General features: G+C 63.7%; 19 protein-coding genes. 13 read left to right on the plus strand and 6 right to left on the minus strand.

Features of this window, described 5'->3' with window-relative positions; translation table 11 throughout:
• Window positions 1-9: 9 nt before the first annotated feature.
• The 4 genes from pdxA to SC1_RS05860 all read right to left on the minus strand — a co-directional run bounded on the left by pdxA (window position 10) and on the right by SC1_RS05860 (window position 5,410).
• Window positions 10-1,029 (minus strand): 4-hydroxythreonine-4-phosphate dehydrogenase PdxA, encoded by a 1,020-nt coding sequence (gene pdxA, locus SC1_RS05845; RefSeq protein WP_062178814.1) that lies wholly within the window; start codon window positions 1,027-1,029, stop codon window positions 10-12.
• A complete protein-coding gene (locus SC1_RS05850) occupies window positions 1,029-2,369 on the minus strand; it encodes a peptidylprolyl isomerase (RefSeq protein ID WP_062178817.1) in 1,341 nt (446 codons plus the stop codon). Before SC1_RS05850 ends, pdxA begins: the two co-directional genes overlap by 1 nt.
• A 515-nt stretch (window positions 2,370-2,884) precedes the next feature.
• Window positions 2,885-3,373, minus strand: a complete 489-nt coding sequence (gene greB, locus SC1_RS05855; RefSeq protein WP_062178820.1) for a transcription elongation factor GreB — start codon at window positions 3,371-3,373, stop codon at window positions 2,885-2,887.
• Window positions 3,374-3,379: 6 nt separating this feature from the next.
• Complete coding sequence (locus tag SC1_RS05860; protein WP_062178823.1) at window positions 3,380-5,410, minus strand: lytic transglycosylase domain-containing protein; 2,031 nt, start codon at window positions 5,408-5,410, stop codon at window positions 3,380-3,382.
• Between the two features lie 100 nt (window positions 5,411-5,510).
• Between SC1_RS05860 and dapA the strand changes: the two genes are divergently transcribed.
• From dapA to SC1_RS05925, 13 genes are all read left to right on the plus strand, one after another.
• The gene (gene dapA, locus SC1_RS05865) at window positions 5,511-6,386 is read left to right on the plus strand and encodes a 4-hydroxy-tetrahydrodipicolinate synthase (RefSeq protein WP_062178826.1); all 876 of its coding nucleotides are present in this window, start codon (window positions 5,511-5,513) and stop codon (window positions 6,384-6,386) included.
• 8 nt (window positions 6,387-6,394) lie between these two features.
• The gene (gene smpB, locus SC1_RS05870) at window positions 6,395-6,880 is read left to right on the plus strand and encodes an SsrA-binding protein SmpB (RefSeq protein WP_062178829.1); all 486 of its coding nucleotides are present in this window, start codon (window positions 6,395-6,397) and stop codon (window positions 6,878-6,880) included.
• A complete protein-coding gene (locus SC1_RS05875; protein ID WP_152682306.1) occupies window positions 6,877-7,506 on the plus strand; it encodes a DUF2062 domain-containing protein in 630 nt (209 codons plus the stop codon). The genes smpB and SC1_RS05875 overlap by 4 nt, the downstream gene beginning before the upstream one ends.
• A 96-nt stretch (window positions 7,507-7,602) precedes the next feature.
• The gene (locus tag SC1_RS05880) at window positions 7,603-9,657 is read left to right on the plus strand and encodes a M13 family metallopeptidase (protein ID WP_062178832.1); all 2,055 of its coding nucleotides are present in this window, start codon (window positions 7,603-7,605) and stop codon (window positions 9,655-9,657) included.
• A gap of 89 nt (window positions 9,658-9,746) precedes the next feature.
• Window positions 9,747-12,131, plus strand: coding sequence for a response regulator (locus tag SC1_RS05885; protein WP_062178835.1), 2,385 nt, complete (start codon window positions 9,747-9,749; stop codon window positions 12,129-12,131).
• Window positions 12,121-12,474, plus strand: coding sequence for a response regulator (locus SC1_RS05890; protein WP_062178838.1), 354 nt, complete (start codon window positions 12,121-12,123; stop codon window positions 12,472-12,474). The genes SC1_RS05885 and SC1_RS05890 overlap by 11 nt, the downstream gene beginning before the upstream one ends.
• Before the next feature lie 121 nt (window positions 12,475-12,595).
• A complete protein-coding gene (recA, locus tag SC1_RS05895) occupies window positions 12,596-13,675 on the plus strand; it encodes a recombinase RecA (protein WP_062178841.1) in 1,080 nt (359 codons plus the stop codon).
• 152 nt (window positions 13,676-13,827) lie between these two features.
• The gene (gene speB / locus SC1_RS05900) at window positions 13,828-14,673 is read left to right on the plus strand and encodes an agmatinase (protein ID WP_238586591.1); all 846 of its coding nucleotides are present in this window, start codon (window positions 13,828-13,830) and stop codon (window positions 14,671-14,673) included.
• A gap of 18 nt (window positions 14,674-14,691) precedes the next feature.
• Window positions 14,692-15,318: a glutathione S-transferase family protein gene (locus SC1_RS05905; protein WP_062178843.1), complete on the plus strand. Its 627-nt coding sequence runs from the start codon at window positions 14,692-14,694 to the stop codon at window positions 15,316-15,318.
• Window positions 15,308-15,901: a hypothetical protein gene (locus SC1_RS05910; protein ID WP_062178846.1), complete on the plus strand. Its 594-nt coding sequence runs from the start codon at window positions 15,308-15,310 to the stop codon at window positions 15,899-15,901. The genes SC1_RS05905 and SC1_RS05910 overlap by 11 nt, the downstream gene beginning before the upstream one ends.
• 128 nt (window positions 15,902-16,029) lie before the next feature.
• Complete coding sequence (locus SC1_RS05915; RefSeq protein WP_062178849.1) at window positions 16,030-16,770, plus strand: hypothetical protein; 741 nt, start codon at window positions 16,030-16,032, stop codon at window positions 16,768-16,770.
• 63 nt (window positions 16,771-16,833) lie between these two features.
• Complete coding sequence (gene alaS / locus SC1_RS05920; protein ID WP_062178852.1) at window positions 16,834-19,491, plus strand: alanine--tRNA ligase; 2,658 nt, start codon at window positions 16,834-16,836, stop codon at window positions 19,489-19,491.
• Window positions 19,488-19,961, plus strand: coding sequence for an SRPBCC family protein (locus SC1_RS05925; protein WP_062178855.1), 474 nt, complete (start codon window positions 19,488-19,490; stop codon window positions 19,959-19,961). Before alaS ends, SC1_RS05925 begins: the two co-directional genes overlap by 4 nt.
• 277 nt (window positions 19,962-20,238) lie before the next feature.
• Here SC1_RS05925 and SC1_RS05930 read toward each other — a convergent pair whose 3' ends face one another.
• Together SC1_RS05930 and SC1_RS05935 are read right to left on the minus strand one after the other, a co-directional pair.
• Complete coding sequence (locus SC1_RS05930; RefSeq protein WP_062178858.1) at window positions 20,239-20,652, minus strand: holin family protein; 414 nt, start codon at window positions 20,650-20,652, stop codon at window positions 20,239-20,241.
• 61 nt (window positions 20,653-20,713) lie between these two features.
• Window positions 20,714-21,283 (minus strand): glycoside hydrolase family 108 protein, encoded by a 570-nt coding sequence (locus SC1_RS05935; RefSeq protein ID WP_062183664.1) that lies wholly within the window; start codon window positions 21,281-21,283, stop codon window positions 20,714-20,716.
• Between the last annotated feature and the right edge of the window lie 8 nt (window positions 21,284-21,291).

Raw genomic sequence — 21,291 nt, forward strand, 5'->3', positions numbered from 1 at the left:
GCTGGATGCTCACTTCGCTGGCGCGCAGCTACGTTCGCGCGCCGCAGCCATGCGCGCGGCCATCGCGATCGCGGCAATCGTCGGACCGGGATCGGCCTGGCCGGTGCCCGCGATATCGAACGCAGTACCATGGTCGGGCGAGGTGCGGATGATCGGCAGCCCGAGCGTGAGATTGACGCCGTCGTGGAAATGCAGCGCCTTGAACGGTGCCAGCGCCTGATCGTGATAGCCGCACAGCAGCGCATCATATTGGTCGCGGATGCCGGGCGCGAAGAGCGCGTCGGCCGCTAACGGGCCGTCGACGAAAATGCCTTCCTCGGCCAACTGGGCAACCGCGGGTGCCATGATGCGCTCTTCTTCGCTGCCCAATTGCCCGCTTTCGCCGGCGTGAGGATTGAGCCCTGCGAGCGCGAGGCGCGGTGTCTCGATCCCGAAATCGCGACGCAGACCCCGCGCGACGATCCGCGCCTTGGCAACGATCAATTCGCTCGTCAGCCGATCGGGGACGTCGGCAAGCGGGATATGAACGGTCAACGGCACAACGCGAAGGCTTGGGCCAGCGAGCATCATCACCGCATTGGTCGCGGTGACGCCGCAGCGTTCGGCGATGAACTCGGTTTGCCCAGGATGGGTATAACCGATGCCGTGCAGCGCATATTTCGACACCGACCCGGTAACGAGCGCCGAACTCGCCTGATTGCGGGTGAGTCCGATACCAGTTTCGAGCGCGTGAAGCGCACAGGTCGCGCCCGCCGGAGTGGGCTGGCCGGGGGTCAGTGGGCCGCTTTCCTCCAGGTGCCAAACGGGCAACGCGTCGCCAAAGGCGCGAACGACCTCGTCCATGTCGCCAACGCGTGCGACCGGCCCGTCCCAGACGGCCTCGATCGCAGCGATATCGCCGATCGCAACGAAAGGCGGCAGATCATGTTCGCGGCGCGCGGCCCACGCACGGGCGGCGACTTCGGGGCCGACGCCGGCCGGGTCACCCATGGTGACCGCGATCGGCTGCCGATTATTTTGAACCGTCATCAGCTATATTCGATCACGGCATCCCGGCGCAGGTCGCGCAGATAGCGCTGGGCCCGCTTGTTGACCTTGTCGTCGAGCAATTTCTGCTCGATCTGCTCGAGATTCGGCGCGGTCGCGGTCTGCGGCATGTCGCGACCGCACAGTACAAGGACGCTGACCCCTTCGTTCGCTGCGCCGAAGGGCTGCGTCGTCTGACCGATTTGCAGGCTCGCCAATGTGGCCTGCAGCGGGCCGGGCAGCGCGCGCATTTCGATATTGTCGCGCGAGACCACCGAGGCGCCGAGGCTCTGGGCCACCGCATCGGCGGCACCGCAACCCGCAATGCTACGGGTCTTTTCGGCGAACTGACCTGCAAGTTCCGTCGCCTTCGCCTGCGTCGTACCCGCCGGGAAATCGAGTGAAATCTGTTTGAGGCTGAGGATCGCGTCGCGTGGATCGGCGGTCAGGACCTGACGGCGATCGATCATCAACATGATCGAAATGCCGCCCGGCACTTCGATCGGCCCGACGAGCTGGCCCGGCTGCATTTGCGTTGCGGCTTCGCCCATCGAACCCGGCAACTGCCCGGCCTTCACCCAGCCGAGGTCGCCGCCGACGACAGCAGTCGATGCTTCGGAGAACTGGCGCGCATAGGCGGCAAAGCTGCCGCCAGCCTGCAACGCCTGAATGATCTTCTTGGCATTTTCGGACACCGCTGCGGCGGTTTCGGGTGTCGTCGACAGATAGATTTCACCAAGGTGGAACTCGTCCTGGCCCTTGGAATTTATGAGCTGGTCAGCGACGATCTTGACCTCTTCGGGCGAGACATTCGTCGTCGACTGAATATTGCGCGAGAGCAGGCGATCCCACGCGATTTCGCCGCGAATCTGCTGTTTCACCGCCGCCGCCGAAGACCCCTTCGACACGAGATAGTTCGAAAATTGTTCAGGCGTCTGCTTGAAACGCGTCGCGAGGCGCGCGAACTGGCCGTCGACGACATTTTCGTCGATCGAAATCTCGGCAGCCTTTGCTTCCTGGATCTGCAATTTCTCGTCGATCAGGTTGCTGAACACCTGCGTACGCAGCCGCTGGATTTCCTCGGGCGGCAGCTCGACATTATTGTTCGCGATACGGATCAGCGCCATCCGCTGTTCGATGTCCGTCGCGGTAATAATCTCTCCGTTCACCGAAGCGGACGGGCGATAGACGTTCGGCTTGGCATCCCCGTAAAGCTGTACATTGCCGGGAATGTTGAGGCTGGTGGTCGGCACTTCGCTGTCGGCGACGGTCTGCGCCAGCACGGGCGTCACGCCGACGGCGGCCAGTGCGATCAGGCCGGTCATGGTCGAAAATTTGGTCATCTTTACCCTATTCGAGAAAGTCCGGACGCTCCGTATCAGCGGAAATGCCCGATGGTCCAGCGCAATCGGCCATTGGAGCCATTTGATGCCCTGCGGATACGCCAACAACGCTGAACCTAGGCTGAGCGAAGGGAGCGCGGACATCGGGCTTAAAGCCGCAAAAGCCCCGCATACGCGCATCGATTTTGCGTCCTTTGTGGCTTTTGGAGATGTTTGCGGAAACCAGCTATTTCAAAGAGCGGATCGGAAGCCGGCATGGCGCGATAAAGTAGGACAGTGATTTTTGCAGATGGGTGGCAGGCTGGTTCGGGGGTGGGAGCTGTCGTTGCTTCCTTATTCCTTCGTCATCCCGGACTTGATCCAGGATCCCGCTTTTTGACGCGCTCATTGGCTTCGGCATTAAGCGGGATCCCGGGCCAAGCCCGGGGTGACGATATGGGGAGGGCAACTATCGGTTTCTTTTCGTTATTCGCCGTTGAGTGATGTTTCGGCGAACGCGCGAGAGGCGGGCGATATCAGGTCGCGGGATAGCTGACCGCCATTACTTCCCATTCCTTGGGCCCGGCAGGGAGTTGCACGGTGCGCAAATCGCCGACCGCGGCGCCGCGCAACGCGCGGGCGAGGGGGCTGTTCCAGCCGATCCGGCCTTCGCCTGCCTCGGCCTCGTCGTCGCCGACCAGAGTGACGATGCGCCGTGCGTCGTCATCGTCGGCGAGTTCGACCGTGGCGCCGAACCAGATGCGGCTCTTGTCGGGCTGTTCGGCAGGATCGACGACGCGGGCGACCTTCATCCGCCGGGCGAGGAAGCCCAGCCGGCGGTCGATCTCGCGCAGCCTTTTGCGGCCGTAGATATAGTCGCCATTCTCGCTACGGTCGCCGTTGCCCGCGGCCCAACTGATCACCTCGACCAGTTTCGGGCGCTCGTCGCCCAGCAGCGCGTTATATTCGGCGCGCAGCGCGGCATAGCCTGCCGGGCTGATGATGTTCGTCTTTTCCCCCGCCATGAAGCGTTATCCGGGCGTCCGTTTGCCGAGATAGAAGCTCAGCGGCGCCTGCTGCCGCGATCCGCTGCCGTCGCGCAGCGTGTCGTAGACAACGGCATTTTCGAGCACGCGCTGGACATAGTTGCGCGTTTCGAAAATCGGGATCGCCTCGATCCAGTCGACCATCTCGATCCCGCCACCGCGCGGATCGCCGTTGGCGCGCAGCCATTTGTTAACATTGCCGGGACCGGCGTTGTACGCCGCGACCGCGAGCGGATAGCTGCCGCCGAAATAACGGAGCATCTGCTGGAAGTAGGTCGAGCCCAGCATCATGTTGTAATTGGTGTCGGTGGTCAGCGAGCCAGCGTCGTAGCTCATGCCGAGCTTGCCCGCGACTTCGCGTGCGGTGCCGGGCATCAACTGCATCATCCCGCGCGCGCCGGCGTGGCTCACCGCCTGCCGATCGAACTGGCTTTCCTGCCGCGTGATCGCATGGATGAAGGTCCAGTTGCTTTCATGACCCGCAGGGACGCGCACGGTCGGGAAGCCCGATACCTCGACCGCGTCGAGGCTGTTCGCCTGCGCGCTGCGGCCGATCATCACGCCAAGGTCGGGGCGCCCGATTTGCGACGCGAGCCTGCCTGCGAGGACATGGTCGGCCGGCGAGGTGGCCTTTTGCGCGAGCGCGCGCAGGAACAGCGACTGTTCGCGCCATGCACCGATTTCGCCGAGCGCCCGTGCGGCGCGTACCAGCCGGTCGTCCTCGAACTCGCGGCGGTCGTCGTTGCTGACCTGGATGGTCGGGTCCGGTGTCGGCTTCGGCTGCGGACGGTTCAGCCGCTCGAGCGCCAACTGGCCGTAGAATTGGTCGTAATGTTGAGCGGCGTCGGCGAAATGCGCGTTCGCGGTACCCGAATCTCCGGCGGCAAGCGCGGCGCGGCCGGCCCAATAAAAGCCTTTGGTGCGCGTCTGCGCCGAGCGGGCGGCTTCGCCATAGGCGCGGTACAGCCGCACCGCTTCGGCGGGACGGCGCAGGTCGCGATAGGCGAGCTGCCCGGCGAGCCAGGCGAGCGAGGTATAATCGTCGCGCACGCCAAGCGGTGTCTCGCGGATGACCGTCCCGGCCGGGAAGGCGTCGTCGAGCTGGCGCGCGATATTATAGGCGGTCGACTTGTCGCCGCCATCGCTAGCCTGCCGCGCGTTGGTGAGCAGGGTTTCGAGCCATTCTTCGGGATCGGTCGGCGCCTTTGCCAGCGATCGCGGCGCCGCAAGCAGCGCGCGAGCCTCGCCGACGCGCCCGGCCTTGCGCAGCCAGGTCGCCTTGTCGGTGATATAGCCGGCGTCGGTACGGGTCAGCGACGGATTGGCGCTTTCGGCGGCCGAGGCCTGGAAAGCCGCGTCGACCGACGCATTGCGCATCGCGAGGCGCGCCGCGAACACCGCGCGCTTGTCGGGCGAGGTGAAGGCGAGCTGGCGGCTCGCCGCCGCGGTTGCGCCCGACCAGAGCAGGCGGTCCATCCGCGCATCATGGTCGGCCGGCGTGATAGCGCCAGGAAACATGCTGAGCGCACGGCTTGTTTCATAATCGTCGAGCGGGCCGCTCGTCCACGCGCGGCGCACGGCGGCGGCGGCATCCTCGCGGCGGCCCGTGGCATTGAGCGCGAGCGCATAGCGGAGCTGCCCGCTTGCGGTCTGTGGCGGGTAGGCCTGGAAATAGGCGAGGGTGCGTTGGGGGTCATAGCTGTCGAGCGAGATCGCCTTTTCGGCGCGCTTGCGCATGGTGTCGCCGTCGGGCCAGCCCTTGTTCGCCATCAGGAAACGCGAAAGCTGGTCGAAAGAGGCGCCGCTATTTGCGGTCAACCGCCGCCACTCGAGCACCGCGTCGCCCACCGAATTGGTCGACGGCGGCGATCCCGACTGGGCGGCGAGGCCCATCTGGGCGCGATACCATGCCATTTGTTCGGGGGTGAGTTCGCTGGCGTGAACAGCCGTGGGGAGAAGGAGGGCCGCGGCGAGCGCGAGGCGGGAGATACGGGTCAGCGAAATCATACCGGCCATAGTAGTGCCAAACTCCTTGCGGGGCGCTGAATAGACGTCCAATAGCGGCGCGCTGGCCGGATTCTATCGGTCACAGCGGGTAATTGTAAAGGAGCGGAGCATGTTTTCGGGTTCGATTCCCGCTTTGGTGACGCCATTTCGCGACGGGGCGTTCGATGCCCCGACCTTCGCGCGCCTTGTCGATTGGCAGATCAAAGAAGGCACCAGCGCGCTGGTTCCGTGCGGAACGACCGGCGAAAGCCCGACGCTTGGCTTCGACGAACATTATCAGGTGATCGATACCTGCATCGAGGCCGCGGCCGGTCGCGTACCCGTGATCGCGGGCTGTGGGTCGAACGACACCGCGACGGCGATCCGCCACATGCGTCACGCACAGGCGGCCGGCGCGACCGCGGCGCTGATCGTCGCCCCCTATTACAACCGGCCGAGCCAGGCCGGAATGATCGCGCATTTTCAGGCGTTGGCAGATGCCAGCGACCTGCCGATCGTCGTCTATAATGTTCCCGGCCGCACCGTCGCGGACATCAGCGCCGAGACCCTGTGCAAGCTTGCCGAAATGCCGAGCATTGTCGCGATCAAGGATGCGAGCGGCGACCTGGCCCGCGTGACCGCGCACCGCGCGGGCGCCGGTAAGGACTTCTGCCAGCTTTCGGGCAATGATGACCTTTGGCTGGCTCATGCCGTCATGGGCGGCGCAGGCTGTATCTCGGTCACCGCCAATGTCGCGCCGCGCCTCTGCGCCGATTTCGCCGCGGCCTGTGCCGCGGACGACTGGGCGCGCGCGCGGACGCTGCACGAGCGCTTGTTCGATTTGCATAATGCGATGTTCTCCGACACCTCGCCGGGACCGGTCAAATATGCATTGTCGCGTGTCCATGACTGGTTTTCGCCCGAAGTGCGCCTACCTATTATCCCGGCGAACGATGCGTCGCGCGCCGCCGTCGATGCCGCACTGTCCGCGGCTGGAGTAATCTAGGTTTCGTAATGGCCCGTCCGCAGTCCGCCGCCGAATTCGACAAGAAGAAGATCGTTGCCGAGAACCGGCGCGCGCGGTTCGACTTTGCCATCGACGAGGTGTTCGAGGCTGGGATTGCGTTGCAAGGAACCGAGGTCAAGTCGCTGCGCTTTGGTGAAGGGACGATTGCGGAGAGTTACGCCGAGGTAAAGGGGCACGAGGTGTGGCTGGTGAACAGCAATATTCCCGAGTTCAGCCATGGCAACCGGCACAATCATGAACCCAAGCGGCCGCGCAAACTATTGCTCAGCGGCCGCGAGATCAACAAGATGCACGCTGCGGTCGCGCGGCAGGGGATGACGCTCGTTCCGCTGTCGATCTATTTCAACAGCCGCGGCCGCGCCAAGGTCGAACTGGCGATCGCCAAGGGCAAGAAGGCGCACGACAAGCGGGAGTCGATCAAGGAACGCGATTGGAAGCGCGACAAGCAAAGATTGATGAAGGAACGCGGATGAGCGCGGGCAAGCCTCGCGACCCGGGAACCAAGGACAAGGCGGCAGTGATGAACTGGATCCGCCGTAACTCGCCGACGCGCGAGGAATTGCTCGCGAGCCGTTTCGTCAAGCCGTTCGCACACCGGGTCGCGCACAGCCATTTGTGGCGTTTCACCCGTACTTCGGTACCGCGCGGCACCGCACTTGGGCTGTTCGTTGGCATATTTTTCCTGATCCCCGGGGTGCAGATCCTTGGCGTGGCGCTGCTCGCGCTGCCGGTCCGGGCGAATATTCCGATCGGCGCCGCGATGACTTTCCTGTCGAACCCGGTGACGACGCCCTTCATCATCCTCGCGTCGGTGTGGCTCGGCGACTGGCTGTTCGGCCTTCACGCCAATAGCGCGACCTTCTCGGCGATGATCGAACATGGCGCTTCGGCGGGGGAATGGGTTCGCTGGGTCTTTTCCGACGCGGCGCCCGCAATGCTGGCGGGGCTGTTCGTTATTTCGCTCGTTTCCGCGGTCGTTGGTTACATCCTTGCCTCGATTTTCTGGGACAATTGGATCCGGTTGCGCTGGCGTCGGAAACTCGCGCGCGCACGCGACCAACGACATGAGGCATCGACCAGCGACACGGCCGCCGGTTGAACCCCCAAACAGCAGGCGTATAGCTGTTCCATCGCTAATCTTTGCCGCCCCTGCGCGGTGTGGATTTTCGCTTCATATTGAAAACTGGGGAATATCATGACTCTGCATATTTCTTCGCGCCTGATGGCGACCGCTGCGCTTGGCGCGCTGATGCTCGCCGCTGTTCCGGCTGTCGCTCAGGAAAAGCCCGTCACCACGCCCGCGACCACCGCCGCCAAGCCTGAAATCGGCGATTTCGGCTTCGACCTTTCGGGCATGGACAAGAGCGTCCAGCCGGGCGACGATTTCTACACCTACGCCAACGGCACCTGGGCAAAGAATACGAATATTCCCGACGACAAGTCGAACTATGGGATGTTCACAGCCCTCAACGACCTGTCGCAGACGCGCACGCGCGAGATCCTCGATGCCGCCAAGGGCGACCCTAGCAGCATGATCGGCCGCGCCTATGCGTCCTACCTCGATTCGGCGACGGTCGAAGCCAAGGGCCTCGCGCCGATCCAGCCGTGGCTGAACAAGATTCGCGCCGTCGAAAAGCCGGGTCTCGCGGCGCTGCTCGCCGAAGCCGACCGCAGCGGGGTCCAGCATTTCTTCGGCGGTTATGTCGGGCAGGACGACAAGAATCCGGACGTCTATGCCTATATCATCTTTCAGGGCGGCATCGGCATGCCCGACCGCGACTTCTATCTGAAGGAAAACGAGCGCAACACGTCGCTGCAAGCGGCCTACCTCAAGCATCTCGAAAATGTCCTGACGCTTGCGGGCGAAACCAATGCCGCGGCACGCGCCAAGGCGGTCTATGATTTCGAAAAGCAGGTCGCGACGATCCATTGGGACAAGAACGACAGCAGCGATGCGACCAAAGCCTATAACAAGATGACGATCGCAGAACTTGCCAAGGCCGCGCCCGGTTTCGACTGGTCGACCTTCATTCGCGGTATCGGGGTCAAGGAAGACACGCTGATCGTGTCGCAGCCGAGCGCGTTCACGGGTGAGGCCAAGCTGCTCGCCGACGCGCCGATCGCGGTGATCCGGGATTTGCTGATCGTGCGCAGCCTCGACAGCTTCTCGGGCGCTCTGCCGGACGCCGTCGCGAAGGAAGCCTTCTCCTTCTACAGCACGGCGCTTTCAGGTACGCCGCAGATGGAAGAACGCTGGAAGCGCGCAGTCGATTTTACGACGGGCAATCTCGGCGACGCTGTCGGCAAGGATTATGTCGCGAAATATTTCCCGCCTGAAACCAAGGCGGCGATGGACACGCTGGTGAAGAATGTCCTTGGCGCGATGGGCCGCCGCATCGACGGGCTGACGTGGATGCAGCCGGCGACGAAGGTCAAGGCACGAAAGAAGCTTGCCAATTTCACTACCAAGATCGGCTATCCCGATCAGTGGAAGGATTATAGCAAGCTGGAAATCCGCGCCGACGACCTGTTCGGCAACGCGCTGCGGTCGAACCAGTTCGCCCATGACGACAATATCGGCCATCTCGGCGGGCCGATCCGCCGCTGGGAATGGTTCATGACGCCGATGACGATCAACGCCTATGCCAATTTCGGCATGAACGAGATCGTTTTCCCCGCCGCGATCCTGCAGCCGCCCTTCTTCGATCCGCACGCCGACGCGGCGGTGAACTATGGGGGCATCGGCGCCGTCATCGGTCACGAAGTCAGCCATCATTTCGACGATCAAGGCGCGAAATATGACGAGACGGGCAAGCTTGCCGACTGGTGGACGCCGGAAGATGTGAAGGCATTCGAGGCCGCGGGTCAGGCCCTTATCGCGCAGTATAACGCTTACGAGATTCTGCCCGGCGAACATATCGACGGCAAATTCACGCTGGGCGAGAATATCGGCGACCTTGCCGGCCTGACCGTCGCTTATGACGCCTACAAGGCGTCGCTCGGCGGCAAGGAAGCTCCGGTGATCGACGGTCTTACCGGCGACCAGCGCTTCTTCCTCGGCTGGGCACAGGTGTGGCGGCGCAACTATCGCGAGCAGAATCTGTCGCAGCGCATCACGACCGATCCGCATTCGCCCTCGATCCAGCGGACTTGGGTCTCGCGCAATCTTGACCCTTGGTATAAGGCCTATCAGATCAAGCAGGGTCAGAAGCTCTATCTGGCACCGAAGGACCGCGTTCGCATCTGGTGATGCACCAACTGGAAAGCCGATCATTGACCGTGCAAAGCCTGCCCTCCGCTGATGGTGATTTCATCAGGGGGGCGGGGCCCGCCGGGCCTTTGTCGGCCCCGGCGGGTCTGTCGCAGGTCGACAAGGCGGTGCTCGGCGGGTTGGCTTTGCTGTCCGGCGCCCTGCTGTTCTGGGCGACGCGCGATATGGTGCTGGCGAGCGGTTTCCTCGCCGGGCTCGCCGTCGCTGCTGGTGGGGTGCTCCTCGCGCGCCGGTTGTTTCCGGCGGCGGTGACGGGCGAAGCGGTCGCGCCCGACTGGACGATGCTGCGGCAGGCAGTCAATCACGACGATGTTGCGATTGCCGTTACCGATCGCGGCGGGCGGATGGTCTGCGCCAACGATCTGTTTGGAACCTGGTTCAACGGCTTCGTGACGCCGCCCGGCCTTCCGCTCGAGGGCCGCGGTGCCGAAGTGCTGAAAAATGCCGGCCGCATCGCGTGGCGCGACGGCGAGGGCTATGCCGACGATCTTGGTGTCGGACCGCTGCAGTTGCGTGCGCAGGTGACACGCACGGGGCAGTCGGACGATTATCTCGTCTGGCGCTTCTCGGCTGTCGAACGGCTCGACCTGGTGGCCGAGATCGTCCGTAATCTGGACGGTCCCGCAGGACGCACGCTCGGTCACGCCGGGGTGATGGCCGCCCTCGTCAGCGCCGAAGGACGGCTGCGAGTCGCCAATCAGGCCTTTCTGCTCCGCGCGCTGGGCGAGGATGACGCACTCCATTATGCTGGCCGCGACGTGGCGCCGATGATCCGGCTCGACGATGCCGGGGCGCTATATTTCGCGCGCGAGGGCGATCGTGCGACCCCGGTGCGACTGATCCAGATACCGCTCGCGCCCGCCGACACCAACACGCCGATGTTGCTCGCGATGCTCGACGAGGAAATGGGGCCGACCGATCGCGGTACCGCGCAAACCTATGTCGAAACGCTGCTGTCGCTGCTGCCCTTCGGGCTCGCGATGGTCGATCGCGACGGGCGCTTCCTTTATATGAACCGCGCCTTCGTCCGCGCCGCGAGCCTGCCCGAGGGCAAGATGCCGCGCTACCCCGGCGACATCGTCGTCGGCGAGGATAAAGGCCCGCTGTCCGACATGATCCGCCGTCACAGCAGCGGGCAGCAGGTCGGGGGCGATCTCTCGATCCGCCTCGCGGGGCAAAGCAACGAACCGGTGTCGATGCGCGTGGTCGGCGTGCGCGGGCTGGGTGAGGCCGCGGTGCTGCTCAGCCTCAAGGATTCGAGCGAGGAATCGCGGCTCAAGCGGCAGGTCGCGCAGGCGTCGAAAATGCAGGCGGTCGGGCAGCTTGCGGGCGGCGTCGCACACGACTTCAACAATATCCTGACCGCCGTTCTGGGGGCGTGCGACCTGATGCTGATGCGTCATACGCCGGGCGACAGCGACTATGACGATATCCAGCAGATTCGCAGCAACGCCAACCGCGCCGCCAGCCTGACGCGGCAATTGCTCGCCTTTTCGCGGCAACAGACGCTGCGTCCGCAGATACTCCAGCTACCCGACGTGATTTCGGAGGTGTCGCACCTCCTGAAGCGCCTGATCGGCGAGACGGTTCAGTTGTCGGTGCATCACGGTCGCGGCCTTGGTGCGGTCCGCGCCGACCCGGGCCAACTCGAACAGGTAATCATCAACCTCGCCGTTAATGCGCGCGATGCGATGCCGGGCGGCGGGACGTTGACAATGGAGACCTTCCCCGTATCGGCGGCCGATGTGCGCCAGATGGGCAATGAATTCATGCCGCCCGCTGATTATTGCGCCCTGAAGGTCAGCGATACCGGCATCGGTATTCCCGCCGATGTGTTGCCCAAGATTTTCGAACCCTTCTTCACGACCAAGGATGTCGGCAAAGGTACGGGACTCGGGCTCTCGACCGTTTACGGGATCATCAAACAGTCGGCGGGTTTCATCTTTGCCGACAGCAAGCCGGGGCAGGGGACAAGCTTTTCGATCTATCTGCCCGTTCACCGTGCCGAAGGCGAGGCGCCCGTGGTCGTGCCGCCGCCGGTCAAGCCGAAGAAGAGTCAGTGGGGCACCGGCACGATCCTGCTCGTCGAGGATGAGGATATGGTCCGCGCCGTTGCGGAACGCGCGCTGACTCGTGCGGGTTATAGCGTCGTTACCGCCGCGCAGGGTGAAGAGGGGCTCGAACGCTTCACGCAAATGGAGAAGATCGATTTGATCATCAGCGATGTTGTGATGCCGACGATGGATGGGCCGGCGATGGTGCGTGCGATGCGCGCGAAGCGGCCGGACCTGCCCGTTCTGTTCATGTCGGGCTATGCCGAGGAGCAGTTGCGCCAGTCGATTGACATCGACAATGTCGCCTTCCTGCCGAAGCCCTTCTCGGTCGCACAGCTTGCCGAGGCGACTTCGGCGGCACTCGACGATGCCGCGCACCGGGTGTCGAATGGCCAGTAATCATCCCATCCTGCTCGTCGAAGACGATGTGCTGATCGGCATGATGCTTGCTGACATGTTCGACGCACTCGACCTTCCCGAACCCGCGCAGGCGACCACCAACGAGGAGGCGCTCGCGCTTATCGCAGCCCAGCCACTCAGCGGCGCACTGGTCGATATCAACCTTGGCGACGAAAAGGGCTGGCCGGTTGCGGACGCGCTTGCCGAACGCGGCATCCCCTTTGCCTTCACCTCGGGCGGGGGCGACGTCATTCCGCCAGCTCACGCGCATCGCAGGCTGATCACCAAGCCGTTCCGGATCAGCGACATTGAAGCGGCGCTCGAGGAGTTTTCGGCAGAATAGCGAGCCTTTCGTCCAGGTGGATTTAATTTTGTTCTTCACTTGTTCCGTGAGAACAAATGTGGCACATAGTTCCGGCGTTGCGATGCTTCTGCTGTCGCTCTAGAGCTGGAAAGGGACGGCCATGGCCGGACAATTGTCACTCGTCGAATCGGGGAAATCAGTGAACAACACGGACAGGCAGAAGGCGCTCGACGCCGCGCTCGCGCAGATCGATCGCGCGTTCGGCAAGGGCTCGGTAATGAAATTGGGTTCGAAGGAAGCCATGCAGGTCGAGGCGATCTCGACCGGCTCGCTCGGCCTCGATATCGCGCTCGGCGTCGGCGGCTTGCCGCGCGGCCGCGTCATTGAAATCTATGGCCCCGAAAGCTCGGGCAAGACGACGCTAGCGCTGCACACGCTCGCCGAAGCACAGAAGACCGGCGGCACCGTCGCTTTCGTCGACGCCGAACATGCACTCGACCCCGTCTATGCCCGCAAGCTTGGCGTGAACATCGACGAACTCATCGTGTCGCAGCCCGACACGGGCGAGCAGGCGCTTGAAATCGTCGATACGCTCGTGCGTTCGAACGCGATCGACGTGCTCGTCGTCGACTCGGTCGCAGCGCTGGTTCCGCGCGCCGAAATCGAAGGTGAGATGGGCGACAGTCACGTCGGCCTGCAGGCGCGCCTGATGTCGCAGTCGCTGCGCAAGCTTACTGGCTCGATCAGCCGCTCGCGTTGCATGGTGATCTTCATCAACCAGCTGCGCATGAAGATCGGTGTGATGTACGGCAACCCCGAAACCACGACCGGCGGCAATGCGCTCAAATTCTATGCCTCGGTCCGCCTCGACATCCGACGCACCGGCCAGATCAAGAATGGCGACGAAATCGTCGGCAACACCACGCGCGTGAAGGTGGTGAAGAACAAGGTCGCGCCGCCGTTCAAGCAGGTCGAATTCGACATCATGTACGGGCAGGGCATTTCGAAAATCGGCGAAATCCTCGACATCGGCGTCAAGGCCGGGCTTGTCGAGAAATCGGGTGCATGGTTCAGCTATGACTCGATCCGCATCGGGCAGGGCCGCGAAAATGCGAAGAATTTCCTGAACGAGAACCCCGAATTGCGCGAACGGCTCGAAGCCGCGATCCGCGGCCGGACCGACGCGGTGGCCGAAGAAATGATGGCCGGCCCCGACGACGAGGGTGACGACGACCTGTAATAGCCATCCGGCCGGTTCGCCCTTGCGTGGATCGGCCGGCTAACGGCGGCGGGCTTCCAGCCCCCTCTTTGCCCCTTTGGGGCGCCTGCATTCCCTCTCCCCTGCAGGTAGGCCCGCCCGCCGTTGATCTTCTCGCCGCCGTTGCGGCTTGCGTGGACCTTGGCAGCGGCTACAAGCGGCGCATGCCCGCGATCCGCCTTTTCGGCTTGCCCACCGACATCAACAGCAGCTTCGAACGCGGTGCCGCCGCCGGTCCCGGCGCGATCCGCGCCGCGCTGTGGAGCGACCGCGGCAATATGGCGAGCGAGCTCGGCCCTGAAATCGGCACCGACATCGCGCTCACCGACGATGGTGACCTAGCGCTGACCGAAGACACCGTGCAGGACGACGCCGCGATCCGGCGGCACATTGCCTATGTTCGCGAAGATGGCGAAATTCCGCTCGCGCTCGGCGGCGACCATGCCGTGACCTTTCCCCTCGTCGAAGCTGCGGCGACCTGCCACGGGCCGGTGACGATCCTTCATTTCGACGCGCATCCCGATCTCTACGATGACTTCTCCGGAAATCCGCGCAGCCATGCTTCGCCCTTCGCCCGCATCTGTGAGGCGGGTCATGCCAAGAGGCTGGTGAAGGTCGGGATTCGCACGCTCAACGCGCATTGCCGCGAACAGGCCGTCCGGTTCGGGGTGGAGATCGTGCCGATGGCGGACTTTACGCCCGACATGGTGCCAGTGCTCGAAGGGCCGCTCTATATTTCGATCGATCTCGACGGTCTCGATCCGTCCGCCGCGCCGGGCGTCGCGCATCCCGAGCCTGGTGGCCTGACGGTGCGCGAAATGCTCGCCGTGCTGCACAAACAGACCGCGCCGATCGTCGGTGCAGACATAGTCGAACTCCATCCCGGCCGCGATATCGGCGACGTCACCGCAATTCTCGGTGCCAAGCTGGTGCGCGAACTTGCGGCGCTGATCGACCGCAACGGGCCGTATCAACCCTGACGTCCAAAGGAACATGCCATGAGCCTGATCGTCCATCATCTGAACAACAGCCGTTCGCAGCGCATTCTTTGGTTGCTCGAGGAAATCGGCGCGCCGTACGAGATCAAATATTATGATCGCGACCCGGTGACCAACCTCGCGCCGCCCGAACTGCTCGCGGTCCATCCGCTCGGCAAGTCGCCGGTGATCGAAGACAATGGCAGGGTCGTCACCGAATCGGGCGCGATCACCGAATATCTGTGCGAGCGGCACGGCGGCGGCCATCTGGTTCCCGAACGCGGGACCGACGATCATATCAGCCACCTCGAATGGCTGCATTTCGCCGAAGGGTCCGCGATGACGCCGATCCTGCTGCGCATCTATACCGCGCGCCTTGGCGAAGCCGCGGCGCCGATCGAGCCGCGCATTGGGCAGCAGCTCGATTCGCACTTCGCCTATATGGAAAGCCGCGTCGGGGAGAATGGCCACTTCATCGGCGACAGCCTTTCGGCGGCCGACATCATGCTGAGCTTCCCAGCGGAGATAGCGATCATGCAAGGGATGGCGCCGCGCTATCCCAAGCTCGCGGCCTTTGTGAACGCGTGCCACGATCGGGCGGCATGGCGCCGAGCGCGAGAAAAGGGCGGCGCTTATTATGGCTATTGATTTTCGGGGCCGTGCCTTCCTTTTCGGCGTGGCCCTGATTGCCGGCACGTCGGGGGCGATCGCAGCGCCCCCGACGCTCGCACCCGAAGTCGAACGCGAGATTGTCGCGCCCGAAGGCCGCACGTTCAAGCCGTCGCCGTCCGATGAGGAAGGCGCGATAGACCGGTTCGCCGAATATACGCTCGCGCTCGAACGGCGCGATTTCGCCGCCGCCTATGCGATGCTGAGGCTGTCGTTCCAGGCGTCGAACCCGCGGCTGGAATGGGAAATGAACCTGCGGAAGCGGCCGACGCTGTGGGCTGACGGGCAAATACGACCGCTTCGCCTCAGCTGGTATCTTGATCCCGCCGGACAGCCGGCGGGCCTTTATGCTGCGTTCGATTTCCGCGGGGATCGCAAGGACGGGACGATGGACTGCGGCTATGTCGTCGTTCACCGCGCGACCCCTGCTGACGGTTGGACCGTGGTACGTACCGATACGTCCGAGGTGCCGGCGGACCTGATCGAGGATGGCGTGCCCAAAGTGGACGTGCTTCGGCAATTGCCCTGTTATCTGGGCAAGGGGATCGCGACAGACATTTGATCCAACGCGAAATTTTGGCTTGTCAGTTACCACCCGTCTGAGCACGATCATATGTGGGGCGCCGGGACCGAATCGCGGCGCGAAAACGCAGGGCCGGGGGGCACTGCGCAAGTGGTGGGGAACAGACTATGGCGACGATATTCGTGGCTGCCTTGCTGGCAGCGGCATCGACGACACCTGAAATCAAGATCGAGGCGGTGCCGGGCCGCGGCTATGCGGCGACGACCCCGCTCATCGACGAGAATCAGTATAATCCGGTCATCGAGCGGATAAAGGTGATGGCGACGGAACGGTGCGGACGGCTGAAGGTCCGGTTCGGGCGTTATTTCTTCGACAACCAGATCGACGTCGAACGCGGCGTGACGGTGATCAAGGATTTTCGTCAGGCCTTTTCCTGCATCGACCCCGCGACCGATCCTTATAAGCCGGTGCCCGCCGACTGGAAGGCGAGCGCCGCCGACACTACGGCTGCAACGCAATATGTGACGCGCTTCCTCGACAATCTCGACGCCGGCAACGGGCGCGCGCTGGCGGCGATGATGGACCCGCAACTCGAAGCGACGACCGCAGAAATGAACCGGTTCAGCGGCGAGGCAAAGATGCACCAGACGGGCACAGGCAAATTCACGCCGCGGCTGGACGGCTGGCTCAACAATCCCCCCGATGCAAGCTATCCCGGCGCCTATGCCTATTTCGCGGTTCTCAGCTCGCACCCAGGAATTGCCGGTACATGCGGCGGCGTGCTGCTCTATCGCGTCAACGAGAGCAAATATCAGATCGCGCAATATGACGTGCGATATATCTCGCAGCGGCTGATCGACGAAGAAGGGATGAGCGACGAGGAACTCGATCGCCTGTGCCGCCGCTAGGCGATGGGCGGGGCGGCGTGCATCACGCTTGAGAAACGCGCCGTTCCGCACTAGATCGCGCGCATGACATCGACCAACGACATTCGCCGCTCTTTCCTCGACTATTTCGGGGAGGCACAGCATCATATCGAGCCGTCGGCGCCGCTGGTGCCGTACAACGACCCGACGCTGATGTTCGTCAATGCGGGCATGGTGCCGTTCAAGAATGTCTTCACGGGGCTGGAGAAGCGGCCGTACAGCCGCGCCGCCTCTTCGCAGAAGTGCGTCCGCGCGGGCGGCAAGCACAATGACCTCGACAATGTCGGCTATACGGCGCGCCACCACACTTTCTTCGAAATGCTGGGGAATTTTTCCTTTGGCGACTATTTCAAGGAACAGGCGATCGAGCATGCGTGGACGCTGATTACCAAGACGTGGGGCCTGGCGCCCGAAAAGCTGACCGCGACCGTCTATCACACCGACGACGAAGCGTTCGACCTGTGGAAAAAGATCGCTGGTCTGCCCGACGAGCGCATCATCCGCATCGCGACGAGCGACAATTTCTGGTCGATGGGCGACACTGGGCCGTGCGGGCCGTGTAGCGAAATCTTCTATGACCATGGCGACCATATCTGGGGCGGCCCGCCGGGATCGCCCGAGGAGGACGGCGACCGCTTCGTCGAGATCTGGAACCTGGTGTTCATGCAATATGAGCAGATGCCGGGCGGCGAGCGCGTCGACCTGCCACGGCCGAGCATCGACACGGGTATGGGGCTGGAGCGCGTTGCGGCCGTGCTGCAGGGCGTCCACGACAATTATGATACCGACACGTTCAAGGCGCTGATCGCCGCATCGGTCGACCTGACCGGGGTTCCCGCCGAAGGCGCGACGCAGGCCAGCCACCGCGTGATCGCCGACCATCTTCGTGCATCGAGCTTCCTTGTTGCCGACGGCGTGCTGCCGTCGAACGAAGGCCGCGGCTATGTGCTGCGCCGGATCATGCGCCGTGCGATGCGTCACGCGCATCTGCTGGGCGCCAAGGATCCGCTGATGCACCGGCTGCTGCCGTCGCTGACCGCCGAGATGGGCGCCGCCTATCCCGAACTGATCCGCGCGCAGCCGCTCATCGCCGAAACGCTGGAGCGCGAGGAAACCAAATTCCGCCAGACGCTCGACAAGGGCCTTCGTCTGCTCGACGAGGCGACGGTCGGCATGGGCAAAGGCGATACGCTGTCGGGTGAGGTTGCGTTCAAGCTCTACGATACCTTTGGCTTCCCCTATGACCTGACCGAAGACGCTCTGCGCGCGAATGACATCAGTGTCGACCGCGCCGGGTTCGATGCGGCGATGGCACAGCAGAAGGCGGCAGCGCGCGCGGCGTGGAAGGGCAGCGGCGAGAAGGCATCGGACGAAATCTGGTTCGACCTGGCCGAAACCAACGGCAGCACCGAATTCACCGGCTATAGCTCGACCGCGGGCGAGGCGACCATCATCGGCCTCGTCAAGGACGGCAAGCCGGTCGACGAAGCGAAGGCGGGCGACGAAGTCACCGTGCTGACCAATCAGACGCCCTTTTATGGCGAAAGCGGCGGCCAGATGGGCGACGCAGGGACGATCGCGACGCTGGAAGGTGCGAAGGCGTTCGTCAGCGACACGGGCAAGCCGCTCGGCCGTCTGCACACGCATCAGGCGAAGCTGGAGGCGGGGACGCTGAAGGTCGGCGATACGGTGCAACTCGTCGTCGACGCCGAACGCCGCGACCGCATCCGCGCCAACCACAGCGCGACGCACCTGCTGCACGCGGCGCTCCGCAATCGACTTGGCGGGCATGTGACGCAGAAGGGCAGCCTGGTCGCCGAGGACCGCTTCCGGTTCGACTTCTCGCATCCCAAGGCACTGACTGCGGAAGAAATTGCGCAGATCGAGGCCGATGTGAATGCGCAGATTCGCGGCAATGAGACGGTTTCGACGCGGCTGATGACGCCCGACGATGCCGTGGCGGCGGGCGCGCTGGCGCTGTTCGGCGAGAAATATGGCGACGAGGTCCGCGTCCTCAGCATGGGGGCGGCCGACGACCATCATTATTCGGTCGAACTTTGTGGCGGCACGCACGTCCGCGCGCTGGGCGACATCGCACTGTTCAAGATCGTCGGCGAAAGTGCGGTTTCTTCGGGTGTGCGGCGCATCGAGGCTTTGACCGGCGAGGCGGCGCGTATTTGGCTCAATGGCCGCGACGATGCGCTGAAAGCGGCGGCGGCGGCGCTCAAGACGTCGCCCGACGACGTGCCGGCGCGCGTCGCCGCGCTTGCCGAGCAGCTGAAAAAAGCCGAGCGCGAACTCGCCGACGCCAAGAAGGCGCTGGCGCTTGGCGGTTCCGGGAGCGGCGGTGGCGGTTCGGCCGCCGGACCGGCGGTCGAGCAGGTGGGCGACACCTCCTTCCTCGCGCAGGTGGTCGACGGACTTGATCCCAAGGAACTGCGCGGCACCGTCGACGGCCTTAAGAAGCAGGTCGGCAGCGGCGTTGCGATGCTCGTCGCGGTGAACGACGGTCGCGCTTCGGTCGCGGTCGGGGTGACCGATGACGTCGCGCCGAAACATAGCGCGGTCGATCTCGTCAAGGCGGCGGTCGCGGCGCTTGGCGGGCAGGGCGGCGGCGGCCGTCCCGACATGGCGCAGGGTGGCGGCCCCGACGGCGGCGCGGCGAACGACGCGGTGGCCGCGGTCAAAGCGGCGCTCGTTTGAAACCGACCAAGAAGACGCGGCGCACCGATCATGCCGAGCGGCTGATCGCTGCGCCGCTGGTCGATGTCTTTTCGGCCTTCACGAGCGCGACGAAGCTTGCGCAATGGTTGCCGCCCGAGGGGGCGACGGGAACGTTCGAGCATGTCGACCTGCGCGCAGGCGGCGGCTTTTTGATGCGGCTGACCTTTGACGACGCCGACGTCGAGACGAAGAGCGACGACGATAGCGACGTCGTGGAAGTCTATATTCCGACACTCGACGACGGGCGGCTGGTGGTGTGGCAGGTCGAATTCGAGTCCGACGATCCGCGCTTTTCGGGAACGATGGACATGCATTGGTATTTGTCGCGGCAGAGCGGCGGCACGCTGGTCACGATCGATGCGCATCATGTGCCGCCGGGGATTTCGGCAAAGGATCATGAGGCGGGGTTGAATTCATCGCTGGCGAATTTGGCGAGAGTGATCGAATAGGAATCGCGCAGAGAATGCGGAGTTTTTTGTTCGCGCGGAGACGCTGAGAAATTCGATTGGCGGCTTTGCCACCCTATTTTCTTTCCTCCGCGTCTCCGCGTGAGCCTTTCAAAGCGATTTCGAGCCTGATGACTTTCAACTGCCCCACTTCGTCATTGCGAGCGGAGCGGGCCGCAGGCGACCGAAGGTCAACCAATCCAGAGCGGTTTGCGCACGCTCTGGATTGCCGCGCGGCTTCGCCGCTCGCAATGACGAGTGCATTCGATGTTATCGCGCCCTAGCCCTCCACCCCCTTCGCTTTGCCCCACGCCCTTGCGGCAGTGTAGCCTAGGTAGCCGGTCCCAAAGAGCGCGTAGAGCGATTCCGGGATTCCCGTGAGATAGGCGTTCATGCCGTCGGCGATGCCTTTGGCCATTTCGGGCCGCGCGGCGGCGATCAGGCCCATGGGGATCGCCCAGAGCAGCAGCGCATACATGACATAGAGGAAGCTTGGTCGTGCACGGCTGGTCCAGGGATCGGCGCTGTTCGCTTCGGCGACGATCGCGGTCATCCGCGTGCGGATCGCTTCCATTTCCTGACTGCCCTCCATCTTCAGCAGTTCCAGCTTGGCGCGGTCGCGTGCTTCGGGGTCGGGGATGATCTTGTCGATCAGCTTGGCAATGGGGCCGATCAGGCCTTCGATGATGCTCATTCCGATACTCCTTTGTCGTCAAAGTTCAGTGAAGTTCAGCCTTGCAGTGACGTCCGCCGGGTCAGCCCGGGCCGATGCGATTGGCGAGCCAGCCATAAATAAAGGCCTCCTGACTCGGACGGCGTTCGGCGAGCGCGATGTAGCGTTCGCCCTGCAACGCCTCCATTGCACGCAGAAGGACGGTCTCTCCGCTTTTGCCGCGCGCTTTGAGAAAGCCGTCGAGCGCCGACAGCGTGCGCGGGCCGATTTCGCGGTCGACCGGGATGTCGGGGTAGTCGCGCGCAGCGCGGTTCAGGGCATTGAGCGAGCGTTGGAGGAAGGCGGCGGCCGTTCCGGTGCCCATGTTGACGCCTGTATCGAACAGTTCGGCAGCGATTTTTGCTGCCCGCAGCGCGACCTTGTCGAATCCGGGGCGGAGCCAGTAGAGGCGGCGATAGATGCTTGCGGCCTCGCCGCGCGGCAAGTCACGCATCGCGCCGGCATAGCCCTGCGCCCGCGCGACAGCTTCGGTAATTCCCCAGCAGGTCGGGCCGCCGCGATCGGCGGGGTGGTTTACATATCGACCCTCGCGGTCGATGACGGCATCGATCAATGCGTCAACGGCGCATGTCGATGGGTCTGGTCGTGGCATGATTCGTT

The sequence above is a fragment of the Sphingopyxis sp. C-1 genome (assembly GCF_001047015.1).
Taxonomy (GTDB): domain Bacteria; phylum Pseudomonadota; class Alphaproteobacteria; order Sphingomonadales; family Sphingomonadaceae; genus Sphingopyxis.